Annotated in this window: 19 protein-coding genes; 4 read left to right on the top strand and 15 right to left on the bottom strand. The window is 55.2% G+C overall.

Going from position 1 to position 15,853, the window contains the following annotated elements; all coding sequences use genetic code 11:
- The first annotated feature begins 110 nt into the window (after window positions 1-110).
- On the top strand, window positions 111-686 hold the full coding sequence (gene pagP, locus OQV00_RS19105) for a lipid IV(A) palmitoyltransferase PagP (RefSeq protein WP_032716882.1): 576 nt from the start codon (window positions 111-113) through the stop codon (window positions 684-686).
- A gap of 195 nt (window positions 687-881) precedes the next feature.
- Window positions 882-1,091, top strand: coding sequence for a transcription antiterminator/RNA stability regulator CspE (gene cspE / locus OQV00_RS19100; protein ID WP_004859511.1), 210 nt, complete (start codon window positions 882-884; stop codon window positions 1,089-1,091).
- 57 nt (window positions 1,092-1,148) lie between these two features.
- Here the strand turns inward: cspE and crcB are convergent, their stop codons facing one another.
- Complete coding sequence (gene crcB / locus OQV00_RS19095; protein ID WP_004859513.1) at window positions 1,149-1,532, bottom strand: fluoride efflux transporter CrcB; 384 nt, start codon at window positions 1,530-1,532, stop codon at window positions 1,149-1,151.
- Window positions 1,533-1,622: 90 nt separating this feature from the next.
- Here crcB and OQV00_RS19090 point away from each other — a divergent pair, with 90 nt between their 5' ends.
- Window positions 1,623-2,411, top strand: a complete 789-nt coding sequence (locus OQV00_RS19090; RefSeq protein WP_182924793.1) for a deaminated glutathione amidase — start codon at window positions 1,623-1,625, stop codon at window positions 2,409-2,411.
- Between the two features lie 127 nt (window positions 2,412-2,538).
- Entirely contained in the window at window positions 2,539-2,745 is a 207-nt protein-coding gene (tatE, locus tag OQV00_RS19085) for a twin-arginine translocase subunit TatE (RefSeq protein WP_004859519.1), read from the top strand.
- Between the two features lie 227 nt (window positions 2,746-2,972).
- Here tatE and lipA read toward each other — a convergent pair whose 3' ends face one another.
- The 14 genes from lipA to lptE form a co-directional block, all read right to left on the bottom strand.
- On the bottom strand, window positions 2,973-3,938 hold the full coding sequence (gene lipA / locus OQV00_RS19080; protein ID WP_004859521.1) for a lipoyl synthase: 966 nt from the start codon (window positions 3,936-3,938) through the stop codon (window positions 2,973-2,975).
- 179 nt (window positions 3,939-4,117) lie between these two features.
- A complete protein-coding gene (locus OQV00_RS19075; RefSeq protein WP_071359236.1) occupies window positions 4,118-5,077 on the bottom strand; it encodes a YbeF family transcriptional regulator in 960 nt (319 codons plus the stop codon).
- A gap of 143 nt (window positions 5,078-5,220) precedes the next feature.
- Window positions 5,221-5,865, bottom strand: coding sequence for a lipoyl(octanoyl) transferase LipB (lipB, locus tag OQV00_RS19070; protein ID WP_015584897.1), 645 nt, complete (start codon window positions 5,863-5,865; stop codon window positions 5,221-5,223).
- Window positions 5,866-5,963: 98 nt separating this feature from the next.
- A complete protein-coding gene (ybeD, locus tag OQV00_RS19065; RefSeq protein WP_004859527.1) occupies window positions 5,964-6,227 on the bottom strand; it encodes a DUF493 family protein YbeD in 264 nt (87 codons plus the stop codon).
- A 114-nt stretch (window positions 6,228-6,341) separates the two neighbouring features.
- Window positions 6,342-7,541 (bottom strand): D-alanyl-D-alanine carboxypeptidase DacA, encoded by a 1,200-nt coding sequence (gene dacA, locus OQV00_RS19060; protein ID WP_015584896.1) that lies wholly within the window; start codon window positions 7,539-7,541, stop codon window positions 6,342-6,344.
- Window positions 7,542-7,683: 142 nt separating this feature from the next.
- Window positions 7,684-8,793, bottom strand: a complete 1,110-nt coding sequence (gene rlpA / locus OQV00_RS19055) for an endolytic peptidoglycan transglycosylase RlpA (RefSeq protein WP_266279232.1) — start codon at window positions 8,791-8,793, stop codon at window positions 7,684-7,686.
- A 10-nt stretch (window positions 8,794-8,803) separates the two neighbouring features.
- The gene (gene mrdB / locus OQV00_RS19050) at window positions 8,804-9,916 is read right to left on the bottom strand and encodes a peptidoglycan glycosyltransferase MrdB (protein ID WP_004859537.1); all 1,113 of its coding nucleotides are present in this window, start codon (window positions 9,914-9,916) and stop codon (window positions 8,804-8,806) included.
- Window positions 9,916-11,817 carry a peptidoglycan DD-transpeptidase MrdA gene (gene mrdA / locus OQV00_RS19045; protein ID WP_004859539.1) on the bottom strand — a complete coding sequence of 634 codons (1,902 nt, stop codon included), beginning with the start codon at window positions 11,815-11,817 and terminating at the stop codon, window positions 9,916-9,918. The genes mrdB and mrdA overlap by 1 nt, the downstream gene beginning before the upstream one ends.
- Before the next feature lie 27 nt (window positions 11,818-11,844).
- Window positions 11,845-12,312: a 23S rRNA (pseudouridine(1915)-N(3))-methyltransferase RlmH gene (gene rlmH, locus OQV00_RS19040; RefSeq protein ID WP_015584895.1), complete on the bottom strand. Its 468-nt coding sequence runs from the start codon at window positions 12,310-12,312 to the stop codon at window positions 11,845-11,847.
- Window positions 12,313-12,315: 3 nt separating this feature from the next.
- Window positions 12,316-12,633 carry a ribosome silencing factor gene (gene rsfS, locus OQV00_RS19035; protein ID WP_004859547.1) on the bottom strand — a complete coding sequence of 106 codons (318 nt, stop codon included), beginning with the start codon at window positions 12,631-12,633 and terminating at the stop codon, window positions 12,316-12,318.
- A gap of 221 nt (window positions 12,634-12,854) precedes the next feature.
- Complete coding sequence (locus OQV00_RS19030) at window positions 12,855-13,484, bottom strand: adenosylcobalamin/alpha-ribazole phosphatase (protein ID WP_032716886.1); 630 nt, start codon at window positions 13,482-13,484, stop codon at window positions 12,855-12,857.
- Between the two features lie 102 nt (window positions 13,485-13,586).
- The gene (gene nadD, locus OQV00_RS19025; RefSeq protein ID WP_163980669.1) at window positions 13,587-14,237 is read right to left on the bottom strand and encodes a nicotinate-nucleotide adenylyltransferase; all 651 of its coding nucleotides are present in this window, start codon (window positions 14,235-14,237) and stop codon (window positions 13,587-13,589) included.
- The gene (holA, locus tag OQV00_RS19020) at window positions 14,230-15,261 is read right to left on the bottom strand and encodes a DNA polymerase III subunit delta (RefSeq protein WP_015584892.1); all 1,032 of its coding nucleotides are present in this window, start codon (window positions 15,259-15,261) and stop codon (window positions 14,230-14,232) included. The genes nadD and holA overlap by 8 nt, the downstream gene beginning before the upstream one ends.
- Window positions 15,261-15,842, bottom strand: a complete 582-nt coding sequence (lptE, locus tag OQV00_RS19015) for an LPS assembly lipoprotein LptE (RefSeq protein ID WP_004859556.1) — start codon at window positions 15,840-15,842, stop codon at window positions 15,261-15,263. The genes holA and lptE overlap by 1 nt, the downstream gene beginning before the upstream one ends.
- Between the last annotated feature and the right edge of the window lie 11 nt (window positions 15,843-15,853).

Raw genomic sequence — 15,853 nt, 5'->3', positions numbered from 1 at the left:
ATGCTGTTTTTCCGATCATAAATCAGAAACTTACCTAATTTCGTTAAGGTAATATTAAGATTATACTTGTTAAATTATTGCGCTTTAAAATCGATATTGGTAAGAGATAAGTGTTGAGACAACGTCAGTTCGTATTGTTTTTTCTTGGTTTTTTAGGGGTAATGCTCTCTTGTGGCGCGGCTAACGCGTCGTTTACGTCGACGATTCGCGATGGGTATAACACCTTAAGTGATAACGTCGTGCAAACCTGGCAGGAACCTGAACACTACGATCTGTATGTTCCCGCGATTACCTGGCATGCCCGCTTTGCCTATGACAAAGAAAAGACCGATGAATATAACGAGCGTCCGTGGGGAGCAGGATTCGGGGTTTCGCGCTGGGATGATAAAGGCAACTGGCACGGCCTGTATCTGATGGCTTTTAAGGACTCTTTTAACAAATGGGAACCGATTGGCGGCTATGGCTGGGAGAAAACCTGGCGTCCGTTAGCAGATGACAATTTTCATCTTGGTCTGGGGTACACGCTGGGCGTGACGGCGCGGGATAACTGGAATTACATTCCCATTCCGGTCATTTTGCCACTGGCATCCATTGGTTATGGACCGGCAACTTTCCAGATGACCTATATCCCCGGGACCTACAATAACGGTAACGTCTACTTTGCCTGGGCCCGTTTCCAGTTTTAGAACTGGCATAACTTAGCAATAAAAGAGCTAAGTCGTTTGTCCTGTGAAAAAACAACAACTAAGGCGTGACCTCCTAAAAAAGATAGCGATATTTGTCACTTTTTAACAAAGTTGGACTGGACAAAAGGCATCACAATTGATGTACTGGTGTCCGACACAGTATCAGTGTCGTTTTTTCATATAAAGGTAATTTTGATGTCTAAGATTAAAGGTAACGTTAAGTGGTTTAATGAATCCAAAGGATTCGGTTTCATTACTCCGGAAGATGGCAGCAAAGATGTATTCGTACATTTCTCTGCAATCCAGTCCAACGGTTTCAAAACTCTGGCTGAAGGTCAGCGCGTAGAGTTCGAAATCACTAACGGTGCCAAAGGCCCTTCTGCTGCAAACGTAAACGCTATCTAAGCATTGCGTCAGTAGAATATAAAAACCCGCTCAACGCGGGTTTTTTTTTGTCTGCCGTTAGCGGCTGGCAGCGTGGGAAAAGAGCCAGAATGCCGTTGCCGTCATGGCGAATGAACCTAACAGATTGACCAGAATGTTCAGCAGCGCCCAGCTGAAACGGCCCTGTTGCAGCAGGAAAACGACCTCCGATGAGAAGGTTGAGAACGTCGTCAGCCCGCCGCAAAATCCGGTAGTGATCAGCAATTTCCACATTGGGTCAATGTTTGTCAGGCGATTAAACCATGCCAGCCCGGCACCAATGATAAATGCGCCCAGCAAGTTTGCCGCGAGTGTGCCGATGGGAATAGCGTGATGCATTGGATTGAACTTCATACCAAGCCACCAGCGCAATACGCTGCCGGTACCGCCGCCAACAAAAACGGCTAAAAGTAGTTGTGACACTCTCATTCCCTGCTATTTGGTTAATACAGGGGTTTGAGTGTAGCGCGCAAAATGCGTCATTGGCTACGAAATACCTGACGGGAGAAGAGAATGCGGGTTGCTGCGGGACAATTTGCCGTTACGGCGGACTGGCGAGTCAATGCGCGTACCTGCGTAGCGTTGATGAACCAGGCGGCCGGGCAGGGAGTATCATTGCTGGTATTACCGGAAGCATTGCTGGCGCGTGACGACAGCGATCCGGATCTCTCGGTAAAGTCGGCGCAGGAGATTGATGGCGGTTTTCTGCAGCTGTTGCGTGATGAAAGCCGGAATTATGGTTTAACCACGGTGCTGACGCTGCATGTACCTTCGGGTGAGGGGCGAGCGACGAATACGCTGGTGGCGATACGCCAGGGCGAAGTGATTGCCCAATACCAGAAGCTCCATTTGTATGACGCGTTTGCGATGCAGGAGTCGCGACTTGTCGATGCCGGGCAACAGATTCCGCCGCTGATTGATATCGACGGGGTACGCGTTGGCCTAATGACCTGTTACGATTTACGCTTTCCTGAACTGGCGTTAACGCTGGCGCTTAACGGTGCTGAAGTATTGGTTTTACCCACCGCGTGGGTAAAAGGGCCGATGAAGGAGTATCATTGGGCCACGCTACTGGCGGCCAGGGCTCTGGATACGACCTGCTATATCGTTGCGGCAGGCGAATGCGGCACCCGTAATATTGGTCAGAGCCGCATTATCGACCCGATGGGAACGATAATGGCGGGGGCAGGGGACGAGCCGCAGATGATTACTGTCGACATTTCGACAGCGTCGCTGCGTCAGATTCGCGAGCGTTTGCCGGTGTTGAAGAACCGCCGCTTTGCGCCACCGCAATTATTGTGATGTTTTTTTAAACAAGGCTTGATTCACCTTGTTACAGATTGCTATTGTGTCCGCGCGTCAAATAGCCGTTAATTGTTCGCGTGTATGATGGCGTATTCGCAGCTTGTTTTAGAGAAGAAGGTTAGCTATGGGTGAGATTAGTATTACCAAACTGCTGGTTGTCGCAGCACTGATTATTTTAGTGTTTGGTACCAAAAAATTACGTACGCTGGGTGGAGACCTGGGGTCCGCTATCAAAGGCTTCAAGAAAGCCATGAACGACGATGACGATAGCGCGAAGAAAACCAGTGCGGAAGAAGACGCTCCGGCACAAAAGCTCTCTCATAAAGAGTAATTAAAGGCGCTTCCCCCGACAGCGGGAGGGCGTAACCGACAGGCGAGAGTCTGGACGTTGAAGAGGCTGCAGCGATAAGCGTTGTGGCCTCTTTTTGTTGCCTGCTCGCGAAAATACGGAAAAAATGCAACCAGTTGTTACCAGCGGGCAGGGAAACATCAGACGGGCGGGATAAAAACAGATCGCCGCGCGAAAGCGTTCACGCGGCGATTGGCGGGCAGTGAGATTTACTTCACTTCCATCCCTTTGGCTTGCAGGTCGGCATGATAAGACGAACGAACGAACGGACCGCAGGCGGCGTGGGTGAAGCCCATCGCCATCGCTTCGGCTTTCATCTCTTCAAACTCATCCGGGCTAACGTAGCGCTGAACCGGCAGGTGATGACGGCTTGGCTGCAGATACTGGCCCAGGGTGAGCATAGTCACGCCATGGCGACGCAGGTCGCGCATAACTTCGATGATCTCTTCGTTGGTCTCGCCGAGACCGACCATCAAACCTGATTTCGTCGGGATCTCCGGATGCGCTTCTTTAAAGCGCTCCAGCAGCTTCAGCGACCAGTTGTAGTCGGCGCCTGGGCGAACCTGACGATACAGACGCGGCACGTTTTCCAGGTTGTGGTTAAACACATCCGGCGGCGTCACCGTGAGGATATCCAGCGCGCGATCCATACGGCCACGGAAGTCAGGGACCAGGGTCTCAATCTTAATCGTCGGGTTTTTCTCACGAATAGCGCTGATACAATCGGCAAAGTGCTGCGCGCCGCCGTCGCGAAGATCGTCGCGGTCAACGGAGGTCACGACGACGTAACGCAGGCCCATATCGGCGATAGTTTGCGCGAGTTTCTGCGGTTCGTTGGCATCCGGGGTCACCGGACGACCGTGCGCAACGTCACAGAACGGGCAGCGGCGGGTACAAATCGCGCCGAGGATCATAAAGGTGGCCGTTCCGTGGTTGAAGCATTCCGCAAGGTTTGGGCAAGAAGCTTCTTCGCACACGGAGTGCAGACCGTTCTTACGCATCGCTGCTTTGATTCCCTGGATACGGGACGAGTCAGCCGGAAGTTTGATTTTCATCCATTCCGGTTTTCTGAGCAGAGCTTCACGCTCAGTTGCCACGTTTTTCACCGGGATAAGGGCCATTTTATCGGCGTCGCGGTACTTAACACCGCGTTCCATCACAATGGGTTTACTCATAGCGTGCGTGTTCCAGTTGCGAGTCACGAAGGAAAGCGAATCAATTCAAGGAAATGTTGTATTTATCAACTATTTTTGAATTAAGGACAGGCAGTATACCATTGATATGGGACAGAAAGCAGCCTACCTGTTCGGCAAATTGTAAAATAGTTGTTGTTTTATGCTTATCCTCACGTGCTTTATTGTTTAAACGACTGGCAAACGACCTCGATGACCTGATTCAGCAACGGTTCCTGCGCGCTCTGCCGGTTGTAATGCAGTGCAATCTCAATGCGCTCTTCGGGTAATTGAGCGTAGTCGAGCCTTGCCAGCGACCACGTTTGCGCCAGCAGAGAAAACATTCGCTCCGGCATCAGCCCGAGCATATCGCTTTGGCTGATCAGCGCAGCCTGGGCAAACAGGTTGTCGCTGCTGAAGCCACAGCGGCGTTCTCCCTGGCGTTCCTGCCGCTGCCGGTATATTGCCGGATAGCGTTGGCCCGGCGGTAGCTTCAGCGCAAACTCATACTGGCGGAGATTCTCTTCGGTTGACGGCCTTTGCAGCGCCGGATGTCCTTCGCGGCAATACATCACCAGCCGCTCTTCAAACAGCAGGTGATACGCGATGGTCTGGCTACTGTAGGTATCGCTGTCGATCGCTAAATCGACCTGGCGTTGGTTAAGCTGACTGCTGGCATCGGTAATGGCGATGTTGTGTAACCGGATCTGGGGGAAACGCGGTTTGAGCGCGTGCGCAATCGTGGGGATGACCAGCGCCCCGATGAGAGGGGAGGTCGCGATGGTGAGGGCGCGTGGCTGAGCCGCCCCGCAGGCCAGGTCAAGGGCGCTGAGGAAGGATTCCATTCCCTGGCTGATGTACTGGTGAAGATGGGTTGCGTAGGCCGTAGGCCTCACCCCCTGGCCTTTACGAATAAACAGTGGGTCGGGGAATACCGCACGCAGTTTGTTAAGCGACTGGCTGATCGCCGATGGTGTAATGTTCAGCACTTTAGCGGCATTTACGATGCCCTTGTGAACATACACCGCTTCAAAAATGGTCAGCAGGTTCAGATCCACATTGCGTAGAATACGCAACACCTGGCGGTCGTGGTGCGGTTCCTGCGGTGCGGGCGACTCTGATGACGGCGTGTTATTTTCCACTCAGCGCTTCCTGTTATCGGAAATAGCGCAAGTATAGCGGCCGGCGGCAGCGTCGTGCGTGACGTTTAATTGCAAATATAATGGCTTAACTATCGATAATGCGAATGTCGCGCCCCGGAGACAGGGGCGCGAGCGGGCGGGAGCTAAGCGGCAGCAATCATCTCGTGGGGCGGGTTGCCAAGCAGGGCCAGCAGGTTGGCAACCAGATGTGGCGCCACCATCTGCGGTTGAATATCCGGCTGCCACTGGCGCATTTGGGTCATCTCCATCCCGGCATAGCCGCAGGGGTTAATCCGCAGGAACGGCGACAGGTCCATCGCAATATTCAGCGCAAGCCCGTGAAACGAACAACCTTTCCGGATACGTAAACCCAGCGAACAGATTTTTTGCTCGCCGACGTAGACGCCGGGCGCATCGGCGCGTGGATGTGATTCAATCGCGTATTCCGCCAGCGTATTGACCACGGTCTGTTCCAGCAGAGTAACCAGTTCGCGCACGCCCAGTTTCCGGCGCTTGAGGTTCAACAGAACATACATCACCTGCTGCCCTGGCCCGTGGTAGGTCACCTGGCCGCCGCGATCGCTTTGAATGACCGGAATGTCCCCCGGAACCAGCACGTGTTCGGCTTTTCCCGCCTGGCCTTGAGTAAAGACCGCAGGGTGCTCTACCAGCCAGATTTCGTCCAGCGTGCTGTCGTCGCGGGTATCGGTAAATTCATGCATCGCCTGCGAGACCGGTTCGTAAGGTTGCAGGCCAAGTTGACGAATAAGGATTTTGTTATGCTGCAAAACAACGTCTCCGCAGAGAGAGAAGTGACTTGAGGGGGGAGTATATCACAGCATAGCGGGGAGAGATGACCCGGCGCAGGACCGGGTCTGGGAATGGGTTACAGCACCATCCGGACGATATCGATATTGCCCAGCTCTTCGTACAGGGTTTCGACCTGCTCGATATGGGTTGCGTTGATGGTGATAGAGACCGAGTGGTAGTTCCCCTTGCTGCTCGGTTTTACCTGTGGAGAGTAATCACCAGGCGCATGGCGCTGTACCACTTCCACCACCTGATCAACCAGCTCAGGCAACGCCTGCCCCATTACTTTGTAAGTAAATGGAGTAGGGAATTCAAGCAGTTCGTTAAGTTTGGTTTTCATGTCAGCTCCGGTGTTACGACAAAAAATAATAACTCCCACGAAGTGTGGGAGTTATCAGGTTACTTTGATGATTAGTATATGGGGATGTAAATCACACTTTCAAGTGTTCGATTTTTAACCAAACCAGTGGTGGAACATTAACTTGATGTAATCAATCATTTTTCCGAAGAAATTGCCTTCAGGAATTTCTTGCAGGACGACCAGCGGGCGCTGATCGATCGTTTTACCGTCCAGCTGGAAGTTAATGGTGCCGACAACCTGATTTTTCTGCAGCGGGGCGTGCAGTTCGGTATTGTTCAGCACATAGCTGGCTTTCAGATCTTTCATGCGGCCACGAGGGATAGTCAGATAAACGTCTTTATCGACACCCAGCGAAGCGCGATCGCTGTCGCCAAACCAGGCTGGTTCAGAAGAGAACTCTTTCCCGGCTTTCAGCGGATTAACGGTTTCGAAGAAGCGGAAGCCCCAGGTCAGCAGCTTTTTGCTTTCGGATTCGCGGCCTTTGTAGGTGCGGCCGCCCATGACGGCGGAGATCAGACGCATCTGGCCTTCGGTCGCCGAGGCCACGAGGTTATAGCCCGCTTTATCGGTATGCCCGGTTTTAATCCCGTCGACGTTCAGGCTGTTATCCCACAGCAGACCGTTACGGTTCAGCTGACGAATGCCGTTAAAGGTGAACTCTTTTTCTTTATAGATGGTGTATTCGTTCGGTACATCGCGGATCAGCGCCTGGCCAATCAGCGCCATATCGCGCGCGGAGCTGTACTGACCGTCGGCATCGAGGCCGTGAACGGTCTGGAAGTGGCTGTTTTTCAGGCCCAGCGCATTGACGTAGCTGTTCATCAGGCTGACGAAGGCATCCTGGCTGCCGGCAACATAGTCGGCCATGGCGACGCAGGCATCGTTACCTGACTGCAGGTTGATGCCGCGGATCAGCTGAGAAACCGGAACCTGCATACCCGGCTTCAGGAACATCAGTGAAGAGCCTTTAAACACCGGGTTACCGGTTGCCCACGCATCGTTACCCACCGTAACCAGGTCGGTTTCTTTAAACTTGCCCGCTTTCATGGCCTGACCGATGACGTAGCTGGTCATCATTTTGGTCAGACTCGCCGGGTCGCGGCGGGAATCGGCGTTATTCTCCGCCAGCACTTTGCCCGAATTGTAATCAATAAGAATCCAGGATTCGGCGTCAATCTGCGGCGCGCCTGGGATCATGGTTTTGAGATTCAGGTCATCGGCGTGGGCAGCGGAGGAGAGCGCTGCAACGGAGAGGGCCGTAACGAGTAAACGTGCGGTGAAAGAGGTCTTCATGGTCAGAACAACGGCATCCGTGATGGAGTTAAAAAAGTGCCTTACTATAACAAATGCTCTGTGGACCGGCATCCGACATTGCGCATGACTTTGTTAATGACTTTTTCATGCGCATCACAGTACGGACAACGACCCTACCTGTTTAGTTGGCGTGAGTAATAAATGATTGCAGCTGAGCTTCGCTTTGCAGGCGCTGTTGTACCGTGCTGGCCTGCGATTTACTGGCGAATGGCCCTAGCTGAATGCGCCACACTGCGCCGTTCTGCACGACGCGGCCAGGCACGGAAAACTGCTGGCTCAGACGCTGCTGATATTGCTGCGCGCGGGCCCGATCGCTGACGGCGCCGACCTGGACGACAAAATCGCCGCTGGCGCTGGCCGAAGAGGCGGCGACAGCCGTGGTTGCCGCCGCAGCCGGCGTGACGCTGCCTTGCACAGAACCAGGGGCGGTAACCGGCGCGCTTTGGGTGGCAGTCTGAACCGCAGGCTCGCTGCTTTCCAGTACGCCGCTATTCAGGGGCGTCGGCGCGCCGAGGAAGCCGCTGCTGTTCACCGGAGCGCCAACGTTGTCTTCCGGCTTCAGCGTGGCATTGCTGATCGGGCGAACGTCGGTTGGCGCCGTCGGTTCGCTGGAAACACCTGCGCCGCCGTCAAGATCGGGACGGGCAGGCAGCGCATAGGTCTGTTTGGCGACGGTAGTACAGGCCATGCCCGGGCCGGAAAGCGAACCGTCCGGTGCGACGATGATCGGATCGATACGCACTTTGGTGTTGTTGGAGGTGTTCAGGCGATCGGCGGAGGCGCGAGAAAGCGAAATCACGCGATCGGTGCCGTACGGGCCGCGATCGTTAATGCGCACGACGATCATGCGGCCATTTGCCACGTTCGTCACGCGCACGTAGCTCGGGATCGGCAGCGTCGGGTGTGCTGCGGTCAGCTGCGTCGGGTCGAAGGCTTCGCCTGATGCCGTCAGGTTGCTGTTGGGCTCCGCATCATAAATGGCGGCCAGACCGGTCTGGGTAAAGTTAGACGGATCCTGGACGATTTTATAACTTTTACCCTCGCGCTCGTAATCCTGATTCGCCGTCGCATTTGGCGTCTCATAATGCGGATCGGCGCCGCTGATTTCCACGCTTGGGCCATTACAAACGGCCGGCTGTGGAGTGCTGACCGTCTTCTGTTGAACGTCTTCACCCGAACATGCCGCCAGCAGCCCCGCTGCTATGCAAATCCCCAGCCATTGCTTACGCATCGCAAACCCCTTAAACGCTTTTCGACAACATTTTTCTGTGGGTGTGGATCGACATCACGATACCAAACCCGGCCATCAATACGATCAGGGCTGAGCCCCCGTAGCTGACCAGCGGCAACGGTACCCCCACCACTGGTAAAATACCACTCACCATACCAATATTTACGAAGACATAAACGAATAAAATCAACATTAAACCACCGGCCATGACGCGACCGAAGGTGGTCTGCGCCTGGGCGGCGATCCACAGCCCGCGCATGATGAGCAAAATATAGAGCGCCAGTAGAATCAGCACGCCAATCAGGCCGAGCTCTTCGGCCAGGACCGCAAAGATAAAGTCGGTATGGCGTTCCGGCAGGAATTCAAGCTGCGACTGGGTGCCGTGCAGCCAGCCTTTGCCGCGTAATCCACCGGAGCCAATGGCGATTTTCGACTGGATAATATGATAGCCGGCACCCAGCGGATCGGTTTCCGGGTCGAGCAACATCATGACGCGCTGACGCTGATAATCATGCATCAGGAAGAACCATAAAATCGGAATAAACGCCGCAACCAGCACCACCGCCACGCCGATCAGGCGCCAGCTCAGCCCGGACAGGAACAGCACGAACAGGCCAGACAATGCAATCAGAATCGATGTTCCGAGGTCAGGCTGGGCGGCAACCAGCAGGGTTGGCAGAAAAATCAGCACCAGCGCAATGGCGGTATTCTTCAGCGAGGGTGGGCAAACGTCGCGGTTGATAAAGCGCGCGACCATTAGCGGGACGGCGATTTTAGCAATTTCCGACGGCTGAAAGCGCACAACCCCCAGATCCAGCCAGCGCTGGGCGCCTTTGGAAATCGCGCCGAAAGCGTCAACCGCCACCAGCAAAATGATACAGAAGATATAGAGATAGGGCGCCCAGCCTTCATACACGCGCGGCGGGATTTGCGCCATCACGATCATGATCACCACGCCCATGGCGATCTGGCCTATTTTGCGCTCCATCATCCCGATGTCCTGGCCGCTGGCGCTCCAGATGACCAGCGCGCTGTAGGTCAGCAGCGCCAGCAGAATCAGCACCATGGTCGGATCGAGATGGATTTTATCCCATAGTGATTTTTTGTTCGGATTATCGGTCATTATTGATCCTCACCCGCCGTGACCGCCGGGTTTTCACTCGGCAGGTTTGTGTTGTTATCACCCAGCATAATGTGGTCGAGAATCTGGCGCATAATCGTGCCGACCGCCGGGCCAGCACCGCCGTTCTCAAGAATGATGGCAACAGCAACCTGGGGATTGTTATAAGGGGCAAACGCCGTCATGAGTTTATGGTCACGCAGACGTTCCGCGATTCGGTGCGCGTTATAGGTTTCATTGGCTTTCAGGCCAAATACCTGGGCTGTACCGGATTTCGCCGCAATTTTATAGGGCGCGCTGGCGAAGTATTTATGCGCGGTCCCGTTGCCACGGTTAGCGACGCCGAACATCCCGTCCTTGGCGATTTCCCAGAAGCCGGAATGAATGTCGCCGACCGGCGGCTCGTGCGGTTGAACCCAGGGAACCTGTTTGCCGTCTTCGACGGTGCTTTGCAGCAGATGCGGCACTTTCACCAGACCGTCGTTTATCAGGATCATCAGCGCTTTGTTCATCTGAATCGGCGTGGCGGTCCAGTAGCCCTGGCCGATTCCGACCGGGATGGTGTCACCCTGATACCAGGGCTTCTTAAAGCGTTTCAGCTTCCATTCGCGGGTCGGCATATTCCCGGAACGCTCTTCCGACAGATCGATACCGGTATAGTGGCCGTAACCGAATTTGCTCATCCACTCAGAGAGGCGGTCGATACCCATATCATAAGCGACCTGATAGAAGTAGGTATCCGCAGACTCCTCGAGCGCTTTGGTCACATTCAGGTGCCCGTGCCCCCATTTTTTCCAGTCGCGGTAGCGCTTGTCAGAGCCCGGCAGCTGCCACCAGCCCGGGTCGAACAGGCTGGTATTGCGGGTGATGACGTTCGCGCTGAGGGCCGATACGGCGACATAAGGCTTCACCGTCGACGCCGGCGGGTAGACCCCCTGAGTCGCGCGGTTGACCAGCGGAGTATTCGGATCGTTCAGCAGGGCGGAGTAGTCTTTACTGGAGATGCCGTCCACAAACAGGTTCGGGTCGTAGCTCGGCGTGGAGACCAGCGCGAGGATGCTGCCGGTACGCGGGTCGGTGACGACCACGGCAGCGCGGCTGCCGGCGAGCAGGGTCTCAATGTACTGCTGAAGCTTGAGATCGAGGGTCAAATAGATATCGCGCCCGGCCTGCGGCGGCACCTCTTTGAGCTGGCGAATGACGCGGCCGCGGTTATTGACCTCAACCTCTTCATAGCCGGTCTGACCGTGCAGTACGTCTTCGTAATAGCGCTCGATTCCCAGCTTGCCAATATCATGCGTGGAGGCATAGTTGGCCAGCTTGCCCTCTTTATCCAGGCGATCGACGTCTTTATCGTTAATTTTTGAGACGTAGCCGATAACGTGGGTCAGCGCGGAATTATAGGGGTAGTAGCGGCGTTTATAGCCTTTTACTTCGACGCCGGGAAAGCGGTACTGGTTAACCGCAAAACGGGCCACCTGGACTTCGCTCAGGTTGACCTTGACGGGAATCGAGGTGAAGCGATGGGAACGCGAGCGTTCTTTCTTGAAGTTTGCAATATCATCATCGGTCAGATCGATGACGTCGCGTAACGCATCCAGCGTCTGCTGCACGTTATCGACTTTCTCCGGCATCATCTCCAGCTGGTAGATGGTGCGGTTCAGCGCCAGCGGCGTACCGTTGCGGTCATAGATAATGCCGCGACTGGGCGGAATGGGGACCAGCTTAATACGGTTTTCGTTGGAACGCGTTTGATAGTCGGTGTAGCGAACAATCTGCACGTTATAAAGATTGGCAACCAGTATGCCGGTAAGCAGCAAAATCCCCAAAAAAGCGACCAGCGCCCGGCGCACGAACAGCGAGGATTCAGCCGTATAGTCGCGGAAAGAATTCTGTAATTTCATTCGCTGCTTAGTCTACCCTGGTCATCATTATTCACGGTGGTAAGGGTGGTTGGTGGTAATGCTCCACGCACGATACAGGCTCTCAGCGACCAGTACGCGTACCAGCGGGTGAGGCAACGTGAGGGTGGAGAGTGACCAACTCTGTTCCGCTGCTGCTTTACAAGCCGGAGAGAGCCCCTCGGGACCGCCGATAAGCAGGCTGACGTCGCGGCCATCCTGTTTCCAGCGCTCCAGCTCTCGTGCCAGCTGCGGCGTATCCCACGGTTTTCCCGGAATATCCAGGGTCACGATGCGATTTTTGCCTGCGGCTGCCAGCATCATCTCCCCTTCTTTGTCGAGGATTCGCTTGATGTCGGCATTTTTACCGCGTTTACCGGCAGGGATTTCCAGCAGCTCGAACGGCATATCTTTTGGAAAACGGCGCAAATATTCACTAAAGCCGGTCTGAACCCAGTCCGGCATCTTGGTGCCAACGGCCACCAGCTGCAGCTTCACGCATTAACTCCAGAGTTTTTCCAGCTCGTACAGACGACGGCTCTCTTCCTGCATAACGTGAACCATGACGTCGCCAAGGTCGACAACAATCCAGTCAGCGGCGCTTTCACCTTCAACGCCAAGCGGCAGCATTCCTGCGGCGCGAGACTCTTGTACTACGTGGTCGGCGATGGACATTACATGGCGCGTAGAGGTGCCGGTGCAAATAATCATGCAATCTGTAATGCTGGATTTGCCATGAACGTCAATGGCAACGATGTCCTGACCTTTCAGGTCATCAATTTTGTCGATAACAAAATCCTGGAGTGCTTTACCCTGCAAGAGTTCCCCCTGGGTGAGTGAAGATTGATAATAATAAACAGCCTGACAGTATACCTGAACTCGTCGAAAAGTCGGGATAAATGTCGGTCAGCAAGCGATGGCGGCGGCTATCATCCCATCCATCGCCCGTGATTGCATCGCCATTTTTGTAAAACAATTTCTGGAAACATCGTTTAGCCGATACGTCCAGGCTGCGGAGAATAACAGCCTGCTCTGACCTGTCAATGGTCTGCACGGAATTCTTCTTCCTTCTGCCAGCGCGCCTGGCTATTTAATACCCGCAGCGTGGCAAAATCAGCGTGCAGTTCGAGTTCGCTCCATGTGCCATGGGCGACAGGAAAATGCCACATGGCCTCCGCCGGCAGCTTCAGCAACAGCGCGATAAGCAGACTCAGCCCACCTTTATGGCCCACGATCAGCAGATGATCTGGCTGCGGATGGTGCGTCAGCTTCTCGGCAAACGTGCGGACGCGGTGGGCGAAATGCTGAAAACTTTCGCCGTTGGTCGGCGCCGCATGCTGCCAGTCCGCGCACCAGGCGGCATAGTTTTCCGCGTCTTCGAGCTGTAAGTCCCGATGATGGCGCATTTCCCAGTCGCCAAAAAACATCTCGTTGAGTTCGGGGACAATCTGCCGGGGGATATGCCGTGTGCCGAGCAGCAGGTCGGCGGTGATGTGGGTGCGTTCCAGTTCGCTGCAGAGCACGCGATCGAACGTTACCGCCTGCAGCAGCTGGCCGAGCGTTCTCGCCTGCATCATGCCGCGTTCGGTTAGCGGAGTCGGGGCGTGTCCGCTGTAAAGGCCGGCAACATTGGCCTCAGTTTCACCATGTCGAACTAACCATAATTTCACTGAATATACGCCTTCTGACATCATCAAGGGATGAGGGAGAGTATATGCGAATCGGCGCGCTGCTATTGTATCCGGCGTCACCAACGCTGGGGCAACGGCCGGTTAACAGTAGAGTTTTTGCTGATGGATATACGCCAGTACCGCGGCCGGCAGCATGTCAGCGCAGGATTCTCCGCGTTCAAGGCGCTGGCGGATAATCGTTGCCGAAATATCAAACCACGGGGTTTCCGCCAGATAGATGACCCCGGCGGGACGGCTGTGCAGCTGTTCTGCGTCGTGGGTTAAATGTTTGTCCAGCCACCGCTGATCCTCTTCCCGTTTCATCACCAGCGGGTAGCCCGGACGACGGCAAACGATCAGATGGACATTATCCAGAATCGAGGTGTAATTGTGCCAGGTCGGGAAGGTGAGCAGCGAGTCCTGACCAATAATGAACGCCAGCGGCCGGTCCGGCCCTTGTTCCTGTCGCCACTCTTCGAGCGTTTGTGCCGACCAGGACGGCGTCTGACGCCGAAGCTCGCGTTCATCGAGCACGAACAACGGTTTATCGGCAATGGCCAGCGCCAGCATCTGTTTACGCTGGGCGCTGGTGGCTTCAGGCTGCGGGCGGTGTGGCGGAACATTGTTTGGGACGATAATGACTTTGCCAAGACCGATCTGATTCGCCAGAACCTCGACCGGTTTGAGGTGACCATAGTGCACCGGATCGAAGGTGCCGCCGTACATTGCCTGCAACTGAGTCATATCAACCATCAATAAACACGTCTGCCAGCGCTTTATGGCAGAGCAACAAAGAAAGGCTCTCTAATTCCGGCCAGATGGCGCTGCCGTAATCCTGCTTGAAGGTGAGCTCCGCTCGGGTCAGCAGAGTCACGGCCTGGCGTAACTGGTCCGTGCTGAGGCGCGCGAGCGCATCGCTTAACAGCTGTCGACGGTTCTGCCATACCCGATGTTTATCGAACAGCGTACGCAGCGGCGTATGGGCCGACTGGCGTTTCAGGTTAACCAGCAGCAGCAGCTCGCGTTGAAGCGTGCGCAGCAGAATAGCCGGTTCGCTGCCTTCCAGCCGTAACTGCTGCAGGATATGCAGCACCCGTTTGCTTTTGCCAGCCAGCAGCGCATCCACCCAGTGATAGGGCGTGAAGTGGGCGGCATCGTTGACCGCCTGCTCGACGCGCGGCAGCGTGAGCTTGCCATCCGGCCACAGCAGAGAGAGACGTTCCAGCGCCTGCGCCAGCGCCAGCAGGTTGCCTTCGTAGCAGTAGCACAGCAGCTGACTGGCGGCATCATCAAGATGCAAGTGGTGCTGTTTTGCCCGCGCCGCCAGCCATCGTGGCAGCTGCGCATATTCCGGCGTCTGACAGCTCACCTGAACCGCGCGGCTGGCCAGCGCGGTAACCCAGGCGGCATTTTCCTGCGCTTTGCTGAGCTTATTACCGCGAACGATTAACAGCAGGTCGTCATGGAGCATGCTGACCAGGGTGGCAAGCTGTTCGTTAATCGCCGCGTTAGGGCCGTTTTCCGGCAGGACCAGAAGCAGCGTCTGACGGCTGGCGAACAGGCTCATGGCCTGGCTGAGTGAGAAGAGGGCGGGCCAGTCGGTGCTGGCGTCGATGGTCGCGGTATGGTGTTCGGTAAAGCCCTGGGTAGCAGCGGCTTCGCGAATCGCGTCCTGACTTTCCTGCAACAGCAACGGATCGCTACCGAGTAATAAATAGGCCGCGCGCAGCCCTTCGGTGAGCTGCGCGCGGAGTTGCTCTGGGTACAGCCGAATCATCAGTTACCCAGCGTGGTGGAGACGCGGTTGCCGGAGGTGGAAGTGGCGTTAACCGGCTTCTCTTCCCCTTTCGTGGCTTCGACATCAGCAACGTGGACGCTTGGCAGCTTACGAATCAGCTGTTCAGCGGCTTTGTCGTACATCTCCTGGACGATCATATCCTGCTCGGCGTCTTTCGCTAACGCCGCCTGCGGGTTATCGAAGAACGAGCGGTAGACTTTCGTCGAGATCGGATAGATATCATGACCCGGGATTAGCACGCTTGCCTGCACCGTCAGCACCATCTGATATTCAGCCGTACGACCATCCTGGAAAATGGAAGCCGTATCTTTCTGAATGGATGACGCATCCAGACGCAGGGACGGAATATCCTTGCGCAGCGTGCTGCCGTCGACGATCTCGACGCCATTCAGACGCAGCTGATTACGTACCGAACGACTTAACGGACCATTCGGATCGCTCGACTGAAAGATCATGGTTTTCATCGCGGTGGGGACCTGAGTGGTACTCCGCAGATGCCAACCGCATCCGGCGGTGATGAGCACCGCCAGAGATAACAACAATGTTGCCAGATATCGCACGCTTCCTCCTG

Origin of the sequence: Klebsiella sp. DY2415 (assembly GCF_026314315.1) — a bacterium.
Classification (GTDB): Bacteria; Pseudomonadota; Gammaproteobacteria; order Enterobacterales; family Enterobacteriaceae; genus Klebsiella; species Klebsiella ornithinolytica.
Note: the sequence above shows the minus strand (reverse complement) of the source record. Positions and strands in the feature narration are given on the sequence as shown.

Excerpts from the sequence above, each read along its gene's own strand:
- OQV00_RS19090 (WP_182924793.1), top strand. The coding sequence starts at position 1,623 with ATGCGGGTTGCTGCGGGACAATTTGCCGTTACGGCGGACTGGCGAGTC.
- lipA (WP_004859521.1), bottom strand. The coding sequence starts at position 3,938 with ATGAGTAAACCCATTGTGATGGAACGCGGTGTTAAGTACCGCGACGCC.
- tatE (WP_004859519.1), top strand. The coding sequence starts at position 2,539 with ATGGGTGAGATTAGTATTACCAAACTGCTGGTTGTCGCAGCACTGATT.
- cspE (WP_004859511.1), top strand. The coding sequence starts at position 882 with ATGTCTAAGATTAAAGGTAACGTTAAGTGGTTTAATGAATCCAAAGGA.
- rlpA (WP_266279232.1), bottom strand. The coding sequence starts at position 8,793 with ATGCGTAAGCAATGGCTGGGGATTTGCATAGCAGCGGGGCTGCTGGCG.
- dacA (WP_015584896.1), bottom strand. The coding sequence starts at position 7,541 with ATGAAGACCTCTTTCACCGCACGTTTACTCGTTACGGCCCTCTCCGTT.
- mrdB (WP_004859537.1), bottom strand. The coding sequence starts at position 9,916 with ATGACCGATAATCCGAACAAAAAATCACTATGGGATAAAATCCATCTC.
- mrdA (WP_004859539.1), bottom strand. The coding sequence starts at position 11,817 with ATGAAATTACAGAATTCTTTCCGCGACTATACGGCTGAATCCTCGCTG.
- nadD (WP_163980669.1), bottom strand. The coding sequence starts at position 14,237 with ATGGTTGATATGACTCAGTTGCAGGCAATGTACGGCGGCACCTTCGAT.
- ybeD (WP_004859527.1), bottom strand. The coding sequence starts at position 6,227 with ATGAAAACCAAACTTAACGAACTGCTTGAATTCCCTACTCCATTTACT.
- holA (WP_015584892.1), bottom strand. The coding sequence starts at position 15,261 with ATGATTCGGCTGTACCCAGAGCAACTCCGCGCGCAGCTCACCGAAGGG.